Genomic DNA, 21,996 nt, shown 5'->3' on the forward strand with positions numbered 1-21,996 from the left:
ATGCTGATTCCCGTGATTCTCTCCGGCGGCGCCGGGACCAGGTTGTGGCCGGTGTCCCGTGAGGACCACCCCAAACCGTTCATGATATTGCCCGACGGCCAGTCGCTGCTGGGCAAGACCTATCGGCGTGCCGCGCAACTGATCGCCGGCTGGGGCGATATCGTCACGGTGACCAACCGCGAGTACTACTTCCAGAGCAAGGATCACTTTCGGGACGCGCACCTGGGCCGTCATCGCGGGCACTTCCTGCTGGAGCCGACGGGTCGCAACACGGCGCCGGCCATTGCCGCCGCCGCCCTCTCCCTCCAGGCCCTGCATGGCGACGACGCGATCATGCTGGTCATGCCCGCCGACCACCTGATCGTCAATATCGATGCGCTGAAGGACGCGGTCGAACATGCCGTGACATTGGCCAGGTGCGGTCACCTGGTGACCTTCGGTGTCGTGCCGACCGCCCCGGAAACCGGTTTTGGCTACATTGAAGCCGGCACATCGCTGGACGACAAAGGCGCCGCCAGCGTGCGGCGCTTCGTCGAAAAACCCGACCTGCAAACCGCGTCTCATTACCTGGAAAGCGGCAACTTCCTGTGGAACTCCGGGATGTTCTGCTTCTCGGTCGCCAGCGTACTGGCCGAACTGCAAACCCATGCTCCCGACCTGCTGGAACAGACGCAGGCCTGCATGGCCGCCAGCGCAGCGGTTGAAAACGCCGGGAGCCTGCAACAGGAACTGTCCCCGGCCCTGTTTGGCGAAATCATGGACATTTCCATCGACTACGCGTTGATGGAGCGCTCCGACAAGGTGGTCGTCGTGCCGGCCCGATTCGACTGGAGCGACATCGGCTCCTGGGGTGCGGTGGCCGCGCTGGTACCAGCGGATGAGCAAAACAACCGCGCCGTCGGCGAGTCGATTTTCATCGACAGCCACGACAACTTCGTCCACAGCGAAGACCGTCTGGTCGCGACCGTGGGCGTGGACAACCTGATCATCGTCGACACCGCCGACGCGGTGCTGGTGGCCCATGCCGACCGCGCCCAGGATGTGCGCCGGGTAGCCAGGCAACTCAAGGATAAAGAGCACGAAGCCTATCGCCTGCACCGTACGGTCAGCCGGCCATGGGGCACCTACACCGTGCTCGAGGAAGGCCCGCGCTTCAAGATCAAACGCATCGTGGTCAAGCCCGGCGCCAAGTTGTCACTGCAGATGCATCACCATCGCAATGAACACTGGGTGGTGGTCGAAGGCATGGCCAAGGTCACCAACAATGGCACCGGCACTCGCCTGGTGGCCAAGAACGAGTCGACCTTCATTGCCGCGGGTCACAAGCATCGTCTGGAAAATCCGGGCGTGATCGACCTTGTGATCATCGAAGTGCAAAGCGGCGAATACCTGGGAGAGGACGACATCGTCCGCTTCGAAGACCAATACGGCAGGACGGTTTGAATGCTGCTTTCCCTTTACCGCACGCTAAGCAGCTATCGAGGGTTCATCCTCGGTAGCGTCCAGCGAGAGTTTCAGGCGCGTTATCGCAATTCGTTGTTCGGTGCCCTGTGGACCGTGCTCAACCCGCTGTCGATGATCATTGTCTACACCGTGATTTTTTCCCAGATCATGCGCGCGCGTCTGCCAGGGGTAGATGACGGCATGGCCTACAGCATCTACCTCTGCGCCGGGTTGCTGACTTGGGGCTTGTTCGCGGAAATCACCGTGCGCAGCCAGAACATGTTTCTGGATAACGCCAACCTGCTGAAAAAAATCAGCTTTCCACGGATCTGCCTGCCGGTGATCGTGCTGTTGAATGCCGGTATCAACTTCGCAATCATCATCGGCTTGTTCCTCGGTTTTCTATTGATCACCGGTCGACTACCGGGCCTGGCGCTGTTGGCGCTCATTCCGCTGTTGGCGTTACAGGTGATGTTCTGTGCCGGGTTGGGGATTATTCTCGGCGTGTTGAATGTGTTTTTTCGCGATGTCGGGCAATTTTTTGCCATCTGTCTGCAATTCTGGTTCTGGCTGACGCCAATCGTTTACCCGATGAGCATCCTGCCCGATTGGGTGCAGCGCTTGCTGCAACTCAACCCCCTGACCAACCTGATCACCAGCTACCAGAACATCTTCCTGTATGGCCAATGGCCCGTCTGGAGTTCGCTGCTGCCGATCCTGGTCGCCAGCGTATTGCTCTTCGTCATCGGCCTGCGGCTGTTTCGGCAGAGGGTCGGTGAAATGGTGGATGAACTCTGATGGGGCACATACGCGTCACCGGCCTGGGCAAGGCCTATAAACAATACCCTACCCGCTGGAGTCGACTGGTTGAATGGCTGGTCCCGTTCTCGCCGATCCGCCATCGCCAGCACTGGGTGCTACAGGACGTGACCTTCCAGATTGCCCCCGGAGAATCGGTGGGTATCGTCGGGGTCAACGGCGCCGGCAAAAGTACCTTGTTGAAGATGATCACCGGCACCACCCAACCCACCTGCGGCACCATTGAACTCGAAGGCCGCGTCGCCGCCCTGCTGGAGTTGGGCATGGGTTTTCATGCGGACTTTACCGGCCGGCAGAATGCGGTCATGGCCGGGCAACTGCTGGGCATGCAGGTCGAAGAAATAGAAGCGTTGATGCCGGAAATCGAACGTTTCGCGGAAATAGGCGACGCCATCGACCACCCGGTGCGCACCTATTCCAGCGGTATGCAAATGCGTCTGGCGTTCAGCGTGGCCACTGCGCGGCGCCCGGACATTTTGATCGTCGACGAAGCACTGTCGGTGGGCGACGCCTATTTCCAGCACAAAAGTTTCGACCGCATCCGCAGCTTTCGCAAAGCCGGTACCACGCTGTTGATCGTCTCCCATGACCGAGGGGCGATTCAGTCGATCTGCGACTCGGCGATCCTCCTGGAAAACGGCCACATGGCCATGCACGACACCCCCGAATCCGTCATGGATTACTACAACGCCCTGCTCGCCAAGCGTGAAGGACAGACCGTGCGCCAGGAAGCCCTCGCAGGGGGCCAGGTCAGTACCATTTCGGGAACGGGTGAAGCCGGGATTCTGAACGTGCGCTTGCTCGACCAACATGAACGCTCCATCGACGCCGCCGAAGTCGGCCAGCCGGTCGTGCTGGAGGTGAATGTCGAGGTTCGCCAGGACATCGAACGGCTGGTACTGGGCTTCATGATCAAGGATCGCCTGGGCCAGGCCATGTACGGCATCAACACCCATCGCCAGGATCAGGCGCTGACCGATCTGCAGGCTGGCGAGCGCGTGACCTATCGCTTTGCTTTCGTCATGGGGCTGGGCAAGGGTAACTATTCCGTGGCGTTGAGCCTGTCACGCCTGGATTCGCACCTGGACCGCAACTTTGAGTGGCGCGATTACGGGTTGGTGTTCCATGTGATCAACAACCGGCAGGAAGATTTTGTCGGCTGCTCGTGGCTGGCCGCAAAGACCACCGTCACGCGCTCGAGCGCGCCCGTCACCTCGGGGAGCACGCCATGACGCGTCTTTTGGTGGAATGCACGCACGTTTTCCAGCACCCCAAGGTCAATTCGGGCATTCAGCGGGTGGTGCGCAACGTCGTCAACCAGCTACCGGAATCGGTCGACGGTGTTGAATGCATCCCGGTTGTGATGCTTAAGGGCAAGCTCTATCGGGTACTGAAACTCGGCGCGCTGAACATCCCGTTTTTCGATGCGTTGATGATCTTTGGTGGACGGCTTGGGCGCTTGGCTCACCGCTTCTGGCAATTGCATCAGCGTTTGCACAATCGAAGCAACTCGCGGGTGATCAAGCGTTTGCTGCACGTGGCCTACCGGGTGACTGCGGTCACCTGTTTCAGCCTACCGCTACGTGCGATCGAGGGCATCAACCAGTATCAACTGCCCAAGCGTTGCACGCCGCTGCAGCACCAACCGGGGGATCAACTGGTGCTGCTGGATTCGTCCTGGCACACCGATTTTTTCCCGTTTGCCGAACAGCTCAAACGTGAAGGTGTAGGCATTGTTTCAGTGATCTACGATTTGATTCCCCTGACTCACCCACAGTTCTACGACACGCGGCTGGTGCAGGTTTTCAACGAGTGGTTTGACTGGATCACCAAAACCGCCGATGGCTATGTGGCCATTTCCGCCACGGTGCGCGATCAGGTGCGTGATGAATTGCAGCGCCGCCTGGGTCCTGCCAAGGCCGGTGAATTGTGGTTCGACTATTTCCACCTCGGCTCCGAACTGGACCTGAGCGAAGTCGCGGCCGCCGTCGAGCCACGCCTGACGCGCATTTTCAAAACGCCGGAACCGGTGTTTCTGATGGTCAGTACCATCGAGCCGCGCAAGAACCACGCCTACCTGCTGGACGCCTTCGAACGGGCCTGGGCGGCAGGTTCCAATGCCCGGCTGTGCATTGCCGGGCGAGTCGGCTGGAAATGCGATGCACTGCTGGCCCGGGTCCGTAATCACCCGCAGCTGAACCAACGACTGTTCATGTTCAATGACCTGAACGACACCAGCCTCGAACATGCCTACACCCACGCCAGCTCACTGGTGTTTCCGTCTTTTGTGGAAGGCTTTGGCCTGCCGCTGGTAGAAGCCATGCAGCGTGGACTGCCGGCCATGGGCAGCGACATTGCGGTCTTTCGCGAAATCGGCGGCGAGTTCATGGCGTACTTCGATCTGGCCGAGCCGCAAAGCCTGGCTGATCTGGTCATTCGTTTCGAGAGCAGCGGTCAATTCCCGGCCACTCGCGATGTCGCGCACTGGCACTGGATCGGCTGGCGTGAAGCCAGTGCGCAATTGGCCGAACGCACCCTGCGCAATCTTTCGGACGTGCCGCTCGTACAAGAGAGGCAACATGCGCATTGCCCTTAACGCCCGCATCCTCCAAGCGCCGCGCACCGGCATCGGCCACTACGTTGCCGAACTGGCGAACGCCCTGGCGGGTGAACCGGATATTGAACTGGCGCTGTTTCATGGCTGGGGCTGGAGTGCTGTGCTGCCTGAAGCGGCCATGCCCGGTTATTCCCGACTGACACCATTGCTGCGGCAGATTCCGGGGGCCTATCAGGCCCGACGGTGGCTGGAGCAGAAACGCTTCGATCAAGGCCGCGGGCAAGCCATCGACCTCTACCACGAACCAAGTTTGTGGCCGCTGTCGTTCGACGGCCCGACCGTCATCACCCTGCATGACCTGACTCACCTGCACTATCCGGAAACGCAGCCACCGGCGCGCTTGCGAGAAATCGAACGGCGCGTGACCGATGGCATGCGACAGGCAAGCCTGATTCTGACCGACTCGCAGTTCATTGCTGACGAAGCTCAGGCACATTTCGGGTTACCGGCCGAGCGATTTGTCGTCGCCCCACTCGGTGTAGCCGCGCGTTTTCACCCGAGGTCCCCCGAGGCTATCGACGCAGTACTCAAGACCCATGGCGTCGAAGCGCGGGAGTACTTCCTCTGTGTCGGCACCCTGGAACCGCGCAAGAATTTGTCCCTCGCCCTGCGCGCCCACGCCCGATTGCCGGAATCAGTCCGTCAGCGTTTTCCATTGCTGATCGTCGGCATGGCCGGCTGGCAGCGCGAGCAGTTCAGCGAAGAGTTGCACCAGGCCCTGGCCTGCGGTTGTGTTTGTTTGCTGGGCTATCTGCCTGACGAACACGTTGCGCAGCTGCTGGCCGGCGCCCGGGCATTGATTTTTCCGTCGCTTTACGAAGGTTTTGGCCTGCCGGTGCTGGAGGCCATGGCCTGCGGCACGCCGGTCATTCTGACCAGACGCTCGGCCATGCCCGAAGTGGCAGGTTCTGCGGGTAACTATGTTGAACCGGATGAAACCGACAGTTTGCGCGATGCAATGAGTCGTCTGATCGAGGATCTAGCGCATTGGCAGGCATGCCGAGAAGCCGGATTGCTACAGGCAAGGCTTTTTACCTGGGAACGCTGCGCGCAAGTCACGGCCAGCGCTTACCGCCAGGCAATGGGAGGTTGAATGCGAGTTCTTCATTTTTTCAAGACATACCTGCCTGACTCGGTCGGCGGGATCGAACAAGTGATTTTCCAGCTGTGCGAAAGCGGTGCCCTGCACGGCATTGAAGGCAAGGTGCTGACACTCAGTGCCGATCCGACACCGCCGGTGATGCAGATCGCTCACCATGAAGTCCATCGAGCCAGGCTCGACATTCAGTTCGCCTCCACAGGTTTCTCCTGGAGCGTCTTCAAACAGTTTCGCGAACTGGCAGCCGAGGCCGACGTGGTCAATTACCACTTCCCATGGCCGTTCATGGACCTGGTGCATTTCGCCAACGGCCTGAACAAACCCAGCGTGGTGACGTACCACTCGGACATCATCCGCCAGAAACAGCTGCTCAAACTTTACCGGCCGCTGATGAATCGCTTTCTGCACAGCGCCGACCGGATCGTCGCTGCATCGCCTAATTACCTGCACACCAGTGATGTGTTGCAACAGTTCCAGCACAAGACCCGAGTGATCCCCTATGGATTGAACAAGACAGGTTACCCACAGCCGGACAGCGATCGAACGGCTCACTGGCGGCAAAAAGTTGGCGACAAGTTCTTTCTGTTTGTAGGTGTGATGCGCTACTACAAAGGTTTGCACATCCTGCTCGACGCCCTGAAGGATCTGGACTACCCGACAGTGATTGTCGGTGCCGGCCCGCTGGAAGTAGAGCTGCATGCCCAGGCGGCCGCCTTGGGTTTACGCAATATTCACTTCCTTGGGCGTCTGGGAGACGAGGACAAAGTAGCGCTGCTGCAACTGAGCTACGCCATCGTGTTCCCGTCGCACCTGCGCTCCGAAGCCTTCGGCATTTCGCTGCTGGAAGGCGCGATGTATGGCAAACCGATGATCTCCAGTGAAATTGGCACCGGCACCAGTTACATCAACATCCATAACGAGACCGGGCTGGTGGTGCCACCGAGTCATCCATTGGCGTTTCGTGAGGCGATGCGCACGCTTTGGGAAAACCCGGCGCTGGCGGCGCAAATGGGCGAGAGGGCACAGGCCCGTTATCAAAATCTTTTCACGGCGGACGAAATGGGTCGCAAATGGGCAACGTTGTATGAGGAACTGCTGGAAGAAAAAACCCTCGCCTACGCATGAGGCCTTCCTGCAGTTCCGAGTTACAGCTGCTGTAATACAACAGTGTTACGATCCCGCGACTGCAGATTTTCCATGGCTTGCGCACTAGGTGTGCAAGCCATCGACTATCTCTATTGGCCCCTGACTTTCTGCTGACCGCCTATGCAACGCCTGCTCAATGATCGCCTGGACTGGCCTTGACATGCTCAGCATCCGTGAGCCTGTGCTGTGAAGCGATGAAGGTTCAGACGTGAGGATCGCCCGGCGCCTTGCTCGGTGCGGCATACTGCGGCTTGAGGTGCCCGTCCTGATCGAGTAGCCAGGCGTCCATGATCTCCCGCACGACCGGTCCGGCGACGCGCCCCCCCGCCTCGCCGTTTTCGATCATCACCGAAATCACGATCTTCGGATGCTCGGCCGGGGCGAAACCGACGAACAGGGCGTTGTCGCGGTTACGCTCGCGGGTTTTCTCCCGGTTGTAACGTTCGCCCTGCTTGATCGCCACCACTTGTGCGGTACCGCTCTTGCCGGCGATACGGTACTGCGCGCCCGCCGCTGCGGCCCGGGCAATCCCTCGGGCATCGTGCATCACCATCTGCATGCCGTGGTTGACCTGCTCCCAATCGCGAGGATCCTTGAGCAGGATGTTCGGCATCGGATGTTCATCCACCGGCGCGACACCGTCCACGGTTTTGGCCAGGTGCGGGCGATTCCACACGCCTTTGTTGGCAATCAGCGCCGTCGCCTGGGCCAACTGCAGCGGCGTGACCTGCATGTAGCCCTGACCGATACCGAGAATCACCGTCTCACCCGGGAACCAGGCCTGACGACGGGTGGCACGCTTCCAGGCTTGGGATGGCATCAGGCCGGAGGATTCTTCATTCATGTCCAGAGAGACTTTCTCACCCAGTCCGAACATGGCCATGTAGTCGTGCAGGCGATCGATCCCCAGCTTATGTGCCAGGTCATAAAAGTAGGTGTCGTTGGAACGCATGATCGCCGCATCCATATCCACCCAGCCGTCGCCGCTGTGGTTCCAGTTGCGGTACTTGTGATCGAAATCCGGAAGCTGGTAATAGCCGGGGTCGAACACACGGGTCTGTGGCGTGACGATACCGGCATCGAGGCCGGCAATTGCCACTTCCGGCTTGATGGTCGAACCCGGCGCATAGAGACCGCGCAGTACACGGTTGAACAGCGGTCGGTCGACGGAGTCCCTTAGTGTGGAGTACTCCTTGGAACTGATCCCGGTGACGAACAGGTTTGGATCGAAACTCGGATTACTGACCATGGCCAACACTTCACCGGTCGACGGATCCAGCGCGACCACCGAACCACGACGATCCCCCAGGGCTTGCTCGGCGGCCTCCTGAAGCTTGACGTCGAGGCTCAGGACAATGTTTTCGCCCGGCACCGGGTCTGTGTGTTTGAGCACTCGCAGCACGCGACCCTGGGCATTGGTTTCGACTTCCTCATAACCAACATGACCGTGCAGTTGCGTCTCGTAGAATTTTTCGATCCCGGTCTTGCCGATGGATTGGGTACCTCGGTACTCGACGTTATCCAGAGCCTTTGACTCTTTCTCGTTGATACGTCCGACATAGCCGACCGAATGAGCGAAGTGCTCGCCTAACGGATAGTGCCGAACGAACTGCGGCTCGACATCCAGGCCCGGCAAGCGGAACTCGTTGACGGCGAGTACGGCGATCTGTTCTTCACTCAGCTCATAGAACAACGTCACGGGTACGAAGGGGTGACGTGCCTGCTTCATTGCCTTGTCGAACTGCGAACGGTCTTCAGCGGGCAAGTGCAGGAGATTGACGACCTCGTCCAGCTCTTCGTTGACATCAGAAGCACGTTCGCGGGTGATGGTCAGGTTGTAGCTGGGACGGTTGTCCGCGAGGAGTACGCCGTTGCGGTCATAGATCAACCCGCGGGTCGGTGTAATCGGCAGGACGTGTACGCGATTGTTTTCGGAGATAGTCGAGTGATAGTCGAACTCGACTACTTGCAGGACATACATGCGCACTACCAGTGCACAGGTGACAGCGGCAACGAACAAGGCGCAGGCCATCAGCCTTTTATTGACCAGGCGTGTCTCTTTCTCGTGGTCCTTGATGGGTATCGGTTCGGGCACTTGTGCAGCAACTCTTTGAAAAGGGATGCCGATCCGTGGGCGCAAACTCAGTCCATTAAAAATGAGCTGCACCTTAGCAAAACCGCGGAGTCATGTTCGTGTGATTTTTTTTACAATTGACCTTGAACGGGCGAGCCAGCTCGCCTCTGCTTTCCTGCGGACAAAAACAAAACCCCTACCTGCATACGCAGATAGGGGTTTCGGAATTTAATCTTGACGATGACCTACTCTCACATGGGGAAACCCCACACTACCATCGGCGATGCATCGTTTCACTGCTGAGTTCGGGATGGGATCAGGTGGTTCCAACGCTCTATGGTCGTCAAGAAATTCGGGTACTGAGTCGTGACCGGCTGGCCTCGCTTCAGCAAATTGGGGATGTGATAGCTTTCGGTGTTTTGTGCTGCTTTTGTGAGTACAGCCGAACTTTCGGTTCGTTTCGTCTTCACACACCGCAATCTGGCCTTTCGACGCAAATTGCTTGGGTGTTATATGGTCAAGCCTCACGGGCAATTAGTATTGGTTAGCTCAACGCCTCACAGCGCTTACACACCCAACCTATCAACGTCGTAGTCTTCGACGGCCCTTCAGGGGACTCAAGGTCCCAGTGAGATCTCATCTTGAGGCAAGTTTCCCGCTTAGATGCTTTCAGCGGTTATCTTTTCCGAACATAGCTACCCGGCAATGCCACTGGCGTGACAACCGGAACACCAGAGGTTCGTCCACTCCGGTCCTCTCGTACTAGGAGCAGCCCCTCTCAAATCTCAAACGTCCACGGCAGATAGGGACCGAACTGTCTCACGACGTTCTAAACCCAGCTCGCGTACCACTTTAAATGGCGAACAGCCATACCCTTGGGACCGGCTTCAGCCCCAGGATGTGATGAGCCGACATCGAGGTGCCAAACACCGCCGTCGATATGAACTCTTGGGCGGTATCAGCCTGTTATCCCCGGAGTACCTTTTATCCGTTGAGCGATGGCCCTTCCATACAGAACCACCGGATCACTAAGACCTACTTTCGTACCTGCTCGACGTGTCTGTCTCGCAGTCAAGCGCGCTTTTGCCTTTATACTCTACGACCGATTTCCGACCGGTCTGAGCGCACCTTCGTACTCCTCCGTTACTCTTTAGGAGGAGACCGCCCCAGTCAAACTACCCACCATACACTGTCCTCGATCCGGATAACGGACCTGAGTTAGAACCTCAAAGTTGCCAGGGTGGTATTTCAAGGTTGGCTCCACGCGAACTGGCGTCCACGCTTCAAAGCCTCCCACCTATCCTACACAAGCAAATTCAAAGTCCAGTGCAAAGCTATAGTAAAGGTTCACGGGGTCTTTCCGTCTAGCCGCGGATACACTGCATCTTCACAGCGATTTCAATTTCACTGAGTCTCGGGTGGAGACAGCGCCGCCATCGTTACGCCATTCGTGCAGGTCGGAACTTACCCGACAAGGAATTTCGCTACCTTAGGACCGTTATAGTTACGGCCGCCGTTTACCGGGGCTTCGATCAAGAGCTTCGCGTTAGCTAACCCCATCAATTAACCTTCCGGCACCGGGCAGGCGTCACACCCTATACGTCCACTTTCGTGTTTGCAGAGTGCTGTGTTTTTAATAAACAGTCGCAGCGGCCTGGTATCTTCGACCGGCGTGGGCTTACGGAGCAAGTCCTTCACCCTCACCGGCGCACCTTCTCCCGAAGTTACGGTGCCATTTTGCCTAGTTCCTTCACCCGAGTTCTCTCAAGCGCCTTGGTATTCTCTACCCAACCACCTGTGTCGGTTTGGGGTACGGTTCCTGGTTACCTGAAGCTTAGAAGCTTTTCTTGGAAGCATGGCATCAACCACTTCGTGTTCTAAAAGAACACTCGTCATCAGCTCTCGGCCTTAGAATCCCGGATTTACCTAAGATTCCAGCCTACCACCTTAAACTTGGACAACCAACGCCAAGCTGGCCTAGCCTTCTCCGTCCCTCCATCGCAATAACCAGAAGTACAGGAATATTAACCTGTTTTCCATCGACTACGCTTTTCAGCCTCGCCTTAGGGACCGACTAACCCTGCGTCGATTAACGTTGCGCAGGAAACCTTGGTCTTTCGGCGTGGGTGTTTTTCACACCCATTGTCGTTACTCATGTCAGCATTCGCACTTCTGATACCTCCAGCAAGCTTCTCAACTCACCTTCACAGGCTTACAGAACGCTCCTCTACCGCATCACCTAAGTGATACCCGTAGCTTCGGTGTATGGTTTGAGCCCCGTTACATCTTCCGCGCAGGCCGACTCGACTAGTGAGCTATTACGCTTTCTTTAAAGGGTGGCTGCTTCTAAGCCAACCTCCTAGCTGTCTAAGCCTTCCCACATCGTTTCCCACTTAACCATAACTTTGGGACCTTAGCTGACGGTCTGGGTTGTTTCCCTTTTCACGACGGACGTTAGCACCCGCCGTGTGTCTCCCATGCTCGGCACTTGTAGGTATTCGGAGTTTGCATCGGTTTGGTAAGTCGGGATGACCCCCTAGCCGAAACAGTGCTCTACCCCCTACAGTGATACATGAGGCGCTACCTAAATAGCTTTCGAGGAGAACCAGCTATCTCCGAGCTTGATTAGCCTTTCACTCCGATCCACAGGTCATCCGCTAACTTTTCAACGGTAGTCGGTTCGGTCCTCCAGTTAGTGTTACCCAACCTTCAACCTGCCCATGGATAGATCGCCCGGTTTCGGGTCTATTCCCAGCGACTAGACGCCCTATTAAGACTCGCTTTCGCTACGCCTCCCCTATTCGGTTAAGCTCGCCACTGAAAATAAGTCGCTGACCCATTATACAAAAGGTACGCAGTCACCCAACAAAGTGGGCTCCCACTGCTTGTACGCATACGGTTTCAGGATCTATTTCACTCCCCTCTCCGGGGTTCTTTTCGCCTTTCCCTCACGGTACTAGTTCACTATCGGTCAGTCAGTAGTATTTAGCCTTGGAGGATGGTCCCCCCATATTCAGACAAAGTTTCTCGTGCTCCGTCCTACTCGATTTCATGACTAAGAGATTTTCGCGTACAGGGCTATCACCCACTATGGCCGCACTTTCCAGAGCGTTCCGCTAATCTCAAAGCCACTTAAGGGCTGGTCCCCGTTCGCTCGCCACTACTAAGGGAATCTCGGTTGATTTCTTTTCCTCAGGGTACTTAGATGTTTCAGTTCCCCTGGTTCGCCTCTTGCACCTATGTATTCAGTACAAGATAACCATCTTATGATGGCTGGGTTCCCCCATTCAGACATCTCCGGATCAAAGTCTGTTTGCCGACTCCCCGAAGCTTTTCGCAGGCTACCACGTCTTTCATCGCCTCTGACTGCCAAGGCATCCACCGTATGCGCTTCTTCACTTGACCATATAACCCCAAGCAATCTGGTTATACTGTGAAGACGACATTCGCCGAAAATTCGATTGAGCTCCTAAGAGCAACTCACAAATTTTACCTTAGCCTGATCCGTTACCAGTGAAAGTAACGTTCAGTCTATCTTTCTATCACATACCCAAATTTTTAAAGAACGAACTAGTCAAAGACTAGAAATCAACATTCACCATCGTCTCGATGGAATGCTCATTTCTAAGCTTTATACAATCAGAAGCAGTTAGTGGTGGAGCCAAACGGGATCGAACCGTTGACCTCCTGCGTGCAAGGCAGGCGCTCTCCCAGCTGAGCTATGGCCCCGTATTTCTACAGGCGTTTCCCACACAAAATTGGTGGGTCTGGGCAGATTCGAACTGCCGACCTCACCCTTATCAGGGGTGCGCTCTAACCAACTGAGCTACAGACCCAATTTCGGGCTGCTTCTTATCGTCTTCTTCAATGAATCAAGCAATTCGTGTGGGAACTTATGGAGCAGCTGAGTCGTCGATTAAGGAGGTGATCCAGCCGCAGGTTCCCCTACGGCTACCTTGTTACGACTTCACCCCAGTCATGAATCACACCGTGGTAACCGTCCTCCCGAAGGTTAGACTAGCTACTTCTGGTGCAACCCACTCCCATGGTGTGACGGGCGGTGTGTACAAGGCCCGGGAACGTATTCACCGCGACATTCTGATTCGCGATTACTAGCGATTCCGACTTCACGCAGTCGAGTTGCAGACTGCGATCCGGACTACGATCGGTTTTGTGGGATTAGCTCCACCTCGCGGCTTGGCAACCCTCTGTACCGACCATTGTAGCACGTGTGTAGCCCAGGCCGTAAGGGCCATGATGACTTGACGTCATCCCCACCTTCCTCCGGTTTGTCACCGGCAGTCTCCTTAGAGTGCCCACCATTACGTGCTGGTAACTAAGGACAAGGGTTGCGCTCGTTACGGGACTTAACCCAACATCTCACGACACGAGCTGACGACAGCCATGCAGCACCTGTCTCAATGTTCCCGAAGGCACCAATCCATCTCTGGAAAGTTCATTGGATGTCAAGGCCTGGTAAGGTTCTTCGCGTTGCTTCGAATTAAACCACATGCTCCACCGCTTGTGCGGGCCCCCGTCAATTCATTTGAGTTTTAACCTTGCGGCCGTACTCCCCAGGCGGTCAACTTAATGCGTTAGCTGCGCCACTAAGAGCTCAAGGCTCCCAACGGCTAGTTGACATCGTTTACGGCGTGGACTACCAGGGTATCTAATCCTGTTTGCTCCCCACGCTTTCGCACCTCAGTGTCAGTATCAGTCCAGGTGGTCGCCTTCGCCACTGGTGTTCCTTCCTATATCTACGCATTTCACCGCTACACAGGAAATTCCACCACCCTCTACCATACTCTAGCTCGTCAGTTTTGAATGCAGTTCCCAGGTTGAGCCCGGGGCTTTCACATCCAACTTAACGAACCACCTACGCGCGCTTTACGCCCAGTAATTCCGATTAACGCTTGCACCCTCTGTATTACCGCGGCTGCTGGCACAGAGTTAGCCGGTGCTTATTCTGTCGGTAACGTCAAAACACTAACGTATTAGGTTAATGCCCTTCCTCCCAACTTAAAGTGCTTTACAATCCGAAGACCTTCTTCACACACGCGGCATGGCTGGATCAGGCTTTCGCCCATTGTCCAATATTCCCCACTGCTGCCTCCCGTAGGAGTCTGGACCGTGTCTCAGTTCCAGTGTGACTGATCATCCTCTCAGACCAGTTACGGATCGTCGCCTTGGTGAGCCATTACCTCACCAACTAGCTAATCCGACCTAGGCTCATCTGATAGCGCAAGGCCCGAAGGTCCCCTGCTTTCTCCCGTAGGACGTATGCGGTATTAGCGTTCCTTTCGAAACGTTGTCCCCCACTACCAGGCAGATTCCTAGGCATTACTCACCCGTCCGCCGCTGAATTCAGGAGCAAGCTCCTGTCATCCGCTCGACTTGCATGTGTTAGGCCTGCCGCCAGCGTTCAATCTGAGCCATGATCAAACTCTTCAGTTCAAACATCTTTGGGTTTTGAGAAAACCCTAAACTTGGCTCAGCAATCGTTGGTTACATCTTTGATTTCTCGCGGAGTAACTTGTGATGCTGATAATCTGCTGACTAGCAGTCTGACTCCACAAGCACCCACACGAATTGCTTGATTCAGTTGTTAAAGAGCGGTTGGTTAAGATCTTTCGTCTCAACCGAGGCGCGCATTCTACAGCAGCCTCATTTGCTGTCAAGTGATTATTTTCAGAAGTTTTCAAAGTTTCGCTTGGAAATCTTTAACAACTTCAACCACTTGCGCTTCAGATCTCTCGTCAGCGGGAGGCGAATTCTACAGCGTTACACGCTGCTGTCAACACCTCTTTTTCAACCCCCTTTCGGCTTCGATGAACTGAAGCAACCTGTTGCCGAAAACTGCGTAACTCTTTGTTTACCAAGGAGTTTTCCGTTTCGACTGCGCCGGAAGTGGGGCGAATTATAGGCCTCCAGAATCTGCCGTCAAGCACTGATTCGGGTTTCTATCGATATGTGCAAAAACACTGCTTATATATAGAGACGCCTGCAGGGAATGCGCAGTATATTGCCCAACACAAATAGAAATACCCTTGATTCCTATATTTCGGACGATGCCACGTAATGAATGATCAGCCTCGCAGCCTAGCCTCTACCCTGTTCTCGGTTGGGCTGCTGCTCATTGCCATGGCGTCGATCCAGTCCGGAGCCTCCCTGGCCAAAAGCATGTTCTCCGTTGTCGGCCCCCAAGGGACGACAACATTACGACTGATTTTTGCCAGCGTGATCATGATGCTGATACTGCGTCCATGGCGGGCAAAACTCACCGCCAGATCCCTGCGCACCGTCATCGTCTACGGGATGGCGCTGGGCGGCATGAACTTCCTCTTCTATATGTCGTTGCAAACCGTCCCGCTGGGCATCGCGGTGGCGCTTGAATTCACCGGTCCACTGGCGGTGGCGATCTACGCCTCGCGTCGCGCGATCGACTTTTTGTGGATCGCCCTTGCAGCCGTCGGCTTACTGTTACTGATACCGACGGGAGAAGCGACCGCCGGCATCGATCTGGTAGGCGCCGGTTATGCCTTGGGTGCAGGGGTCTGCTGGGCACTGTACATTTTGTTCGGTCAAAAAGCCGGGGCCGACAATGGCGTGCAAACCGCCGCGCTGGGGGTAATGATCGCCGCACTGTTCGTAGCCCCCATCGGCATTGTTCATGCCGGTTCCGCTCTGCTGAGTCCGTCATTGATCCCTATAGCCCTCGGCGTAGCCATCCTGTCCACTGCCCTCCCCTACACCCTGGAGATGGTCGCACTGACCCGTATGCCGGCCAGAACCTTCGGTACGCTGATGAGTATCGAGCCAGCCTTCGGCGCGCTATCTGGCTTGCTGTTCCTTCATGAATACCTCTCCCTGTCACAATGGATGGCAATCATGTGCATCATTCTGGCATCTGTCGGTGCCACCATGACAATGAGCTCTGCCGCCAGACCCGCAGTAGCGGCAGATTGAGAGCGGATATGACACGGGTCTGGTATTTGCCGCTCAATTAGGCCATGTTTAGCCCCGCAACCCAGAGTCATACCACGGACAATTTCAGATAGGGATATCGGTACGCGTCTAGCGAAAGCGAATACAGCCAGACCCGGGCACAAGATCCGGGGACGCTATAAGGACAGTAATGAAACGATTTTTGATACTGGTCGCCGTACTTGCAATTGCGGGCTGCGCAGCGACCTCGGAAACACAGATCAAGCACGGCAGGAAAGGGCTACACATCAACTGTTCCGGACTGTCTTCATCCTGGGACAAGTGCTACGCCAGCGCAGCCAATTCCTGCGCCCCCAAGGGATACAAGGTCATCGCCAAATCGGGAGATGCCGTGGAAGAACCCGGCGACTACCCCTTTGGCCTCAATCCAGCGGGCTATACCAGCCGCAGCATGATTGTCATCTGCAAATAGGCAGGGCCGTCGCGTCAGGTTCTTGGACTTGCGATCTGACGGCCAATTTCCTCGTAGCTGGACTTCAGCACTGTGCGCTGGATATCAGGGCTAGCCAGCATGCGCGCCACGACCAGCGCGCCAATGCATTGCGACAGAATCGCCCACGCCAGGCTGTCGCTCAGCAGAATACCCGCCCAACTTTCTTGAAGCCGACAAATCCAGTGTTCAGCCTGTTGGCGGACCACCAGGTCGGATCGAGCAATTTCCGCCCCCAATGCAGGCAATGCACAGCCGGTCTCCGGATTCTCGACGTGAGACATACTCAGGTACTGCTTCAAGCAGCGCTCAAGCTTGTCACGGTCCTGCCCCTCCCCCAGTCGCGTCAGGCTTTGCCCCAACTCTCGCTCGACAATGCTGGCGAACAACTCGTCTTTCGACGAGAAATGGCTATAGAAGGCGCCACCACTCAAGCCAATCGCTTTCATCAGGCCGTCCACGCCCACAGTTGAAAACCCGGACTTCTTGGCCGATACCGCACTGCTTTCCAGCAGCTTTTGCCTGGTTTCCAGTTTGTGACTGGCCGAATAACGCATTGTCCTTCCCCCTGGATTGCTCGTCTTGACGTCTGTCGAATCATAGCATAACGTTCGTTTAGCTAACGATCGTTTACCAAAAGGGATCTACCCATGAATAACAAGAAGGTCGTACTGGTCGTCGGTGCAGGTGATTCCACAGGCGGCTCCATTGCCAAGCGTTTTGCCAAGGAAGGTTTTGTTGCCTGCGTCACCCGCCGCAGTGCAGACAAGCTCCAGCCACTGGTGGATGCCATCAAGGCCGATGGTGGCGAGGCCCACGGTTTCGCCTGCGATGCCCGCAAGGAAGATGATGTGGTAGCACTGGTTGAGCAGATCGAAAGCGAGATCGGCCCCATCGAGGCGTTTGTCTTCAACATCGGCGCCAACGTGCCGTGCAGCATTCTCGAAGAAACCGCCCGCAAGTATTTCAAGATCTGGGAAATGGCCTGTTTTTCCGGTTTTCTCAATGCGCGTGAAGTGGCCATACGCATGGCCAAGCGCCAGCGAGGCACGATCCTGTTCACCGGTGCCACTGCAGGCCTGCGTGGCGCTGCCGGGTTCGCCGCATTTGCCGGTGCCAAGCACGGCATTCGTGCACTGGCGCAAAGCATGGCCCGAGAACTCGGCCCGATGAATATTCACGTTGCCCATGTCGTCGTCGACGGAGCCATCGATACCGATTTCATCCGCGACAGCTTCCCCGAGAAATACGCGACCAAGGATCAGGACGGCATCCTCAACCCCGAACACATTGCCGAGAATTACTGGTACCTGCACAGCCAGCCCCGCGACGCCTGGACTTTCGAACTGGACCTGCGGCCCTGGAGCGAACGCTGGTAAGCCCTCCCCCACAACAATAAGCAGAGCGCATCGATCATGAGCAAAACCGTGGAATTCCTTTTTGATCTGGGCAGCCCCACCACCTACCTGGCGTACACCCAGCTACCGGCAATCTGTGAGCAAACCGACAGCCAGTTGATCTACATCCCGATTTTGCTCGGCGGTGTGTTCAAGGCCACTGGCAACGCCTCACCGGCGACCATTCCGGCCAAAGGCCGCCACATGATTCTGGACCTGGACCGTTATGCCCGACGCTACGGCGTGCCACTGAAGTTCAATCCGCATTTCCCTATCAACACCCTGATGCTGATGCGTGCCGTGACCGGCATTCAGTTGCACCATCCCGAGCGTTTTGTCGCCTTCATTGACTGCCTGTTCAAGGCCCTGTGGGTCGACGGCCGCAACCTCAATGACCCGGCAACCGTGGCGGCGGCGCTGAACGACAACGGTTTCGATCCCAATGAAGTGCTGGCACTGACCGCCGACGAAACAGTCAAGGCAACGCTCAAGGACAACACCGAGAAAGCGGTGCAGCGCGGCGTATTCGGCGTACCCAGCATGTTTGTCGATGACCAGTTGTACTTCGGCCAGGATCGACTGGACTTCGTGCTCGAAGCCTTGAGTTGAGCCCCGACCACCAACCGCCCCTTTGCTACTCCCGACAAGCGCAGTAGATGGGCGGTTTTTGCGCGTTGCCCCGGCCAATCGTCGCCGATTCGACAAGGTCAGGTCTTTGTTGACTAAATGAGCCAGGCGCTGGAGACAGCGCCCGGGCTACAGCTAATCAGATAGCCGCGGTGCGGGTATTGAGCCACTCCAGCACGGCACCCTCGACCAACGGACTCAGGCGCTCGCGCACTTCGGCGTGGTAGGCGTTGAACCACTGCTTTTCCTCGTCCGACAGCAGCGCGGTTTCCAGGCAGCGTGTATCGATCGGGCACAGGGTCAGGGTTTCGAACTTGAGGAACTCGCCGAATTCGCTTTTGCCTGCTTCACGGTTCATCGCCAGGTTTTCGATCCGCACCCCCCAACGACCCGGACGATAGGTGCCCGGCTCAATGGACGTGATCATGCCCGGTTGCATCGCGGTTTGCGGTGCAGGCGCGGCCTGATAAGCGATGACTTGCGGACCTTCGTGGACGTTCAGGAAGTAGCCGACGCCATGACCGGTACCATGACCGTAGTCGACACTTTCCGCCCAGATGGGCGCACGGGCGATGGCATCGAGCAGCGGCGACAGGATGCCTTTCGGGAACTGCGCACGGGACAAGGCAATCACGCCCTTGAGCACGCGGGTGCAATCGCGCTTTTGCTCATCGGTCGGTGTGCCAACCGCAACCATGCGCGTGATGTCGGTGGTGCCGCCCAGGTACTGGCCGCCGGAGTCGATCAGCAGCAGACCATCCCCTTCGATCACCGCGTGTTCTTCTTCGGTGGCGTGGTAGTGCGGCATCGCGCCATTGGCGTTGAACGCAGCAATGGTGTTGAAACTCAGCGACACATAATCCGGACGGCGCTCACGGGCGCCGGTGAGTTTTTCGTCGATGGTCAGTTCGGTGATGCGCTCGCGCCCCAGCGCCGAGTCCAGCCAGGCAAAGAATTCGCACAGCGCTGCGCCGTCCTGTTCCATGGCCTGACGGATGTGTTCGGCATCGGCCAGGCTTTTTTGCGATTTGGCCAGGGTGGTCGGGTTCAGGCCTTCGATCAGCTTCACCCCGCTGTCGAGGTTGTCCAGCAACCCCGCCGTGACCCGCGCCGGGTCGACTTGCAGGCTCGCGCCGCTCGGCACGGCGCGCAGTGCAGCGGCAACTTCGCTGTAGTCGCGCAAGGTCACGCCGTCCTGTTCGAGGACTGCACGCAACTCGGCGCTGACTTTGCTCAAGGCCACGAACAGCGTGGCCTGTTGCTGATTGATCAGGGCAAAGGAAACGAATACCGGGTTGAACGACACGTCGCCGCCGCGCAGGTTGAACAGCCAGGCGATGTCATCCAGTGTGGCGATGAAATGCCAGTCGGCACCTCGCGCCTGAAGGGTTTCGCGCAGTTTGGCGAGTTTTTCGCCACGACTGACGGTCGCTTGCGGTGGCAAGTGCTGATAGATCGGTTCGTTCGGCAGGCCTGGGCGGTCGCCCCAGACACCGCTCAACAGGTCGATGTCAGTGCGCAGACGGGCGCCACGCTCTTCAAGTTTGCCGCCCAGGGTCCGTGCCGAAGCCACGGCCATGACCGCGCCGTCGACCGCGACAACGCCACCTTCGGGAGTTTGCTCGGCCAGCCATTCCAGTGGCCCGGGTTGACCCGGTTGCAGCTTGACCAGGTCAATGCCGCTGCCCTTGAGTTCCTTGGTCGCCTGCTCCCAATAACGGCTGTCGGCCCAGACGCCGGCAAAATCCGGGGTCACGATCAGGGTGCCGACCGAACCATGGAAACCCGACAACCACTGGCGCCCTTGCCAGTAACCCGGCAGGTATTCGGACAGGTGCGGGTCGGCCGACGGCACCAGCAAGGCATGAATGCCTTCCCGGCTCATCAGCTCGCGGGTTTGCGCCAGGCGCTGGGGCACCGATCCATTGATTGAAAGCTGCGTATTCATCGTGTCTCCTGCTAACCACTTCATCATTATTGTTGAGTGCCGATCAGCGCCGACAGTTCGTCGCCTTACTGCCAGAATGCCGGAGCGCTGGCGCAGGCCGCCTTGATCAGTTGAGCCGCCTGGTCGATGTCCTGCTCGGTGGTAAAACGCCCGAGGCTCAAGCGGATGGTGCGACCGGCCGAGCGGGCATCGTGCCCCAGGGCCAGCAGTACATGGGATGGGGCATTGCTCGCGGAATTGCAGGCCGAGGTCGCGGAAAACGCGATCGATGCCAGCAAGGCCGCCGGGTTGAACTCGCCTTCGTTGAAGGTCAGGCTCAGGGTATGGGGAATACGCCGGGTCGGGCTGCCGTTGAGTCGCACGCCGGGAACGCTCTGCAATTGTTCGAGCAAGCGTTCACGCAAACGCACGATGGTGGCTTTCTCTTCATCGAACGCAGCCGCCGCCAGTGCAAAGGCCGCACCCATGGCCACGATCTGATGGGTAGCCAGGGTACCGGAACGCAAGCCGCCCTCATGCCCGCCTCCATGGATCTGCGCCTGCAAACGCTGTTGTGCACGCGGACCGACGTACAACGCGCCAATGCCTTTGGGGCCATAGAGCTTGTGCGCGGAAAACGACATCAGGTCCACCGGCCACTGGCCGAGATCGATCGCCACTTTGCCCGCGCCCTGTGCGGCGTCGACATGGAACAACGCGCCGCGATCACGCACGACCTGACCGATGGCGGGAATGTCGTTGAGGGTGCCCAGTTCGTTGTTGACCAGCATCAGCGAGACCAGGAAGGTGTCCTCGCGCATGGCTTCGCTGACCGCTTGCGCGGTGATCAGACCCTCGGCGTCCGGCACCAGATAAGTCACGGCAACACCGGCATCCTGCAGTTGTTTGGCGGTATCAAGGATGGCCTTGTGTTCGATCTGGCTGGTGATGATATGGCCGCCACCAGTGCCGCGGGCCTGGGCCACGCCTTTGAGCGCGAGGTTGTTGGATTCGGTGGCGCCGGAGGTCCAGACGATCTGCCCGGGCGTCGCGCCGACCAGTTCGGCGACCTGGCGTCGCGCCTGTTCGACCGATTGCCGGGCCTGCTGGCCGAAGACGTGGGAGCTGGAGGCCGGGTTGCCGAAATTGCCGGTAAAGCCCAGACACTCGACCATCACCTTGATGACCCGCTCATCCACCGGCGTGGTGGCGGCGTAATCGAAATACAACGGACGTTTATTCATAAAAGACTCGCAGAGCGTGTTCCGGGATCAGGAAGCTCGTGACTGCAAACGGCAAAGCGCAGCCTTGTGAGCTGCGCGCTGTTTTCAGAACGTTACCAATACCTGATCGGATGCCGTTAAAGAAGAATTACTTCATTTAAAAGTGCGTAGGAACGCTCCTGAAAAGTC

14 protein-coding genes, 2 tRNA genes and 3 rRNA genes are annotated in these 21,996 nt (G+C 57.3%); 10 read left to right on the forward strand and 9 right to left on the reverse strand.

From position 1 onward, the window contains the following. The 6 genes from AABM52_RS21740 to AABM52_RS21765 are packed head-to-tail and all read left to right on the forward strand — an operon-like array spanning position 1 to position 7,103. A complete protein-coding gene (locus tag AABM52_RS21740; protein WP_347907887.1) occupies positions 1 to 1,443 on the forward strand; it encodes a mannose-1-phosphate guanylyltransferase/mannose-6-phosphate isomerase in 1,443 nt (480 codons plus the stop codon). Further along, complete coding sequence (locus tag AABM52_RS21745; protein WP_347907889.1) at positions 1,444 to 2,241, forward strand: ABC transporter permease; 798 nt, start codon at positions 1,444 to 1,446, stop codon at positions 2,239 to 2,241. Beyond that, entirely contained in the window at positions 2,241 to 3,494 is a 1,254-nt protein-coding gene (locus tag AABM52_RS21750) for an ABC transporter ATP-binding protein (RefSeq protein ID WP_347907890.1), read from the forward strand. Before AABM52_RS21745 ends, AABM52_RS21750 begins: the two co-directional genes overlap by 1 nt. Continuing rightward, the gene (locus AABM52_RS21755; protein ID WP_347907892.1) at positions 3,491 to 4,858 is read left to right on the forward strand and encodes a glycosyltransferase family 1 protein; all 1,368 of its coding nucleotides are present in this window, start codon (positions 3,491 to 3,493) and stop codon (positions 4,856 to 4,858) included. Before AABM52_RS21750 ends, AABM52_RS21755 begins: the two co-directional genes overlap by 4 nt. Beyond that, a complete protein-coding gene (locus AABM52_RS21760; RefSeq protein WP_347907894.1) occupies positions 4,842 to 5,972 on the forward strand; it encodes a glycosyltransferase family 1 protein in 1,131 nt (376 codons plus the stop codon). Before AABM52_RS21755 ends, AABM52_RS21760 begins: the two co-directional genes overlap by 17 nt. Next, positions 5,973 to 7,103: a glycosyltransferase family 4 protein gene (locus AABM52_RS21765; RefSeq protein ID WP_347907896.1), complete on the forward strand. Its 1,131-nt coding sequence runs from the start codon at positions 5,973 to 5,975 to the stop codon at positions 7,101 to 7,103. Positions 7,104 to 7,326: 223 nt separating this feature from the next. On the opposite strand, the gene mrdA is transcribed toward AABM52_RS21765, so the two are convergent. The 6 genes from mrdA to AABM52_RS21795 form a co-directional block, all read right to left on the reverse strand. After that, positions 7,327 to 9,219, reverse strand: a complete 1,893-nt coding sequence (gene mrdA, locus AABM52_RS21770; RefSeq protein ID WP_347907897.1) for a penicillin-binding protein 2 — start codon at positions 9,217 to 9,219, stop codon at positions 7,327 to 7,329. Between the two features lie 211 nt (positions 9,220 to 9,430). Further along, a 5S ribosomal RNA gene (gene rrf, locus AABM52_RS21775) occupies positions 9,431 to 9,546 on the reverse strand. A 165-nt stretch (positions 9,547 to 9,711) separates the two neighbouring features. Continuing rightward, a 23S ribosomal RNA gene (locus AABM52_RS21780) occupies positions 9,712 to 12,603 on the reverse strand. 248 nt (positions 12,604 to 12,851) lie between these two features. Next, positions 12,852 to 12,927, reverse strand: a tRNA-Ala gene (locus AABM52_RS21785). A 30-nt stretch (positions 12,928 to 12,957) separates the two neighbouring features. Continuing rightward, positions 12,958 to 13,034, reverse strand: a tRNA-Ile gene (locus AABM52_RS21790). 81 nt (positions 13,035 to 13,115) lie between these two features. After that, positions 13,116 to 14,652 (reverse strand): 16S ribosomal RNA (locus AABM52_RS21795). Together the 16S, 23S and 5S rRNA genes with 2 tRNA genes alongside form the textbook arrangement of a ribosomal RNA operon. Before the next feature lie 624 nt (positions 14,653 to 15,276). Here AABM52_RS21795 and rhtA point away from each other — a divergent pair. Beyond that, a complete protein-coding gene (gene rhtA, locus AABM52_RS21800; RefSeq protein ID WP_347907899.1) occupies positions 15,277 to 16,164 on the forward strand; it encodes a threonine/homoserine exporter RhtA in 888 nt (295 codons plus the stop codon). 169 nt (positions 16,165 to 16,333) lie between these two features. Beyond that, positions 16,334 to 16,615: a hypothetical protein gene (locus AABM52_RS21805; protein ID WP_347907901.1), complete on the forward strand. Its 282-nt coding sequence runs from the start codon at positions 16,334 to 16,336 to the stop codon at positions 16,613 to 16,615. A 14-nt stretch (positions 16,616 to 16,629) separates the two neighbouring features. Here the strand turns inward: AABM52_RS21805 and AABM52_RS21810 are convergent, their stop codons facing one another. Next, positions 16,630 to 17,190: a TetR/AcrR family transcriptional regulator gene (locus tag AABM52_RS21810; RefSeq protein ID WP_347907903.1), complete on the reverse strand. Its 561-nt coding sequence runs from the start codon at positions 17,188 to 17,190 to the stop codon at positions 16,630 to 16,632. A 93-nt stretch (positions 17,191 to 17,283) separates the two neighbouring features. Between AABM52_RS21810 and AABM52_RS21815 the strand changes: the two genes are divergently transcribed. Both AABM52_RS21815 and AABM52_RS21820 read left to right on the forward strand, forming a co-directional pair. Beyond that, positions 17,284 to 18,012 carry an SDR family oxidoreductase gene (locus tag AABM52_RS21815; protein ID WP_347907905.1) on the forward strand — a complete coding sequence of 243 codons (729 nt, stop codon included), beginning with the start codon at positions 17,284 to 17,286 and terminating at the stop codon, positions 18,010 to 18,012. Between the two features lie 36 nt (positions 18,013 to 18,048). Continuing rightward, a complete protein-coding gene (locus tag AABM52_RS21820) occupies positions 18,049 to 18,639 on the forward strand; it encodes a 2-hydroxychromene-2-carboxylate isomerase (protein ID WP_347907906.1) in 591 nt (196 codons plus the stop codon). Positions 18,640 to 18,796: 157 nt separating this feature from the next. Here AABM52_RS21820 and AABM52_RS21825 read toward each other — a convergent pair whose 3' ends face one another. After that, on the reverse strand, positions 18,797 to 20,605 hold the full coding sequence (locus AABM52_RS21825) for an aminopeptidase P family protein (RefSeq protein WP_347907908.1): 1,809 nt from the start codon (positions 20,603 to 20,605) through the stop codon (positions 18,797 to 18,799). A gap of 65 nt (positions 20,606 to 20,670) precedes the next feature. Beyond that, on the reverse strand, positions 20,671 to 21,828 hold the full coding sequence (locus AABM52_RS21830; RefSeq protein WP_347907910.1) for an aminotransferase class V-fold PLP-dependent enzyme: 1,158 nt from the start codon (positions 21,826 to 21,828) through the stop codon (positions 20,671 to 20,673). Between the last annotated feature and the right edge of the window lie 168 nt (positions 21,829 to 21,996).

Source organism: Pseudomonas grandcourensis (assembly GCF_039909015.1).
Lineage (GTDB): Bacteria > Pseudomonadota > Gammaproteobacteria > Pseudomonadales > Pseudomonadaceae > Aquipseudomonas > Aquipseudomonas grandcourensis.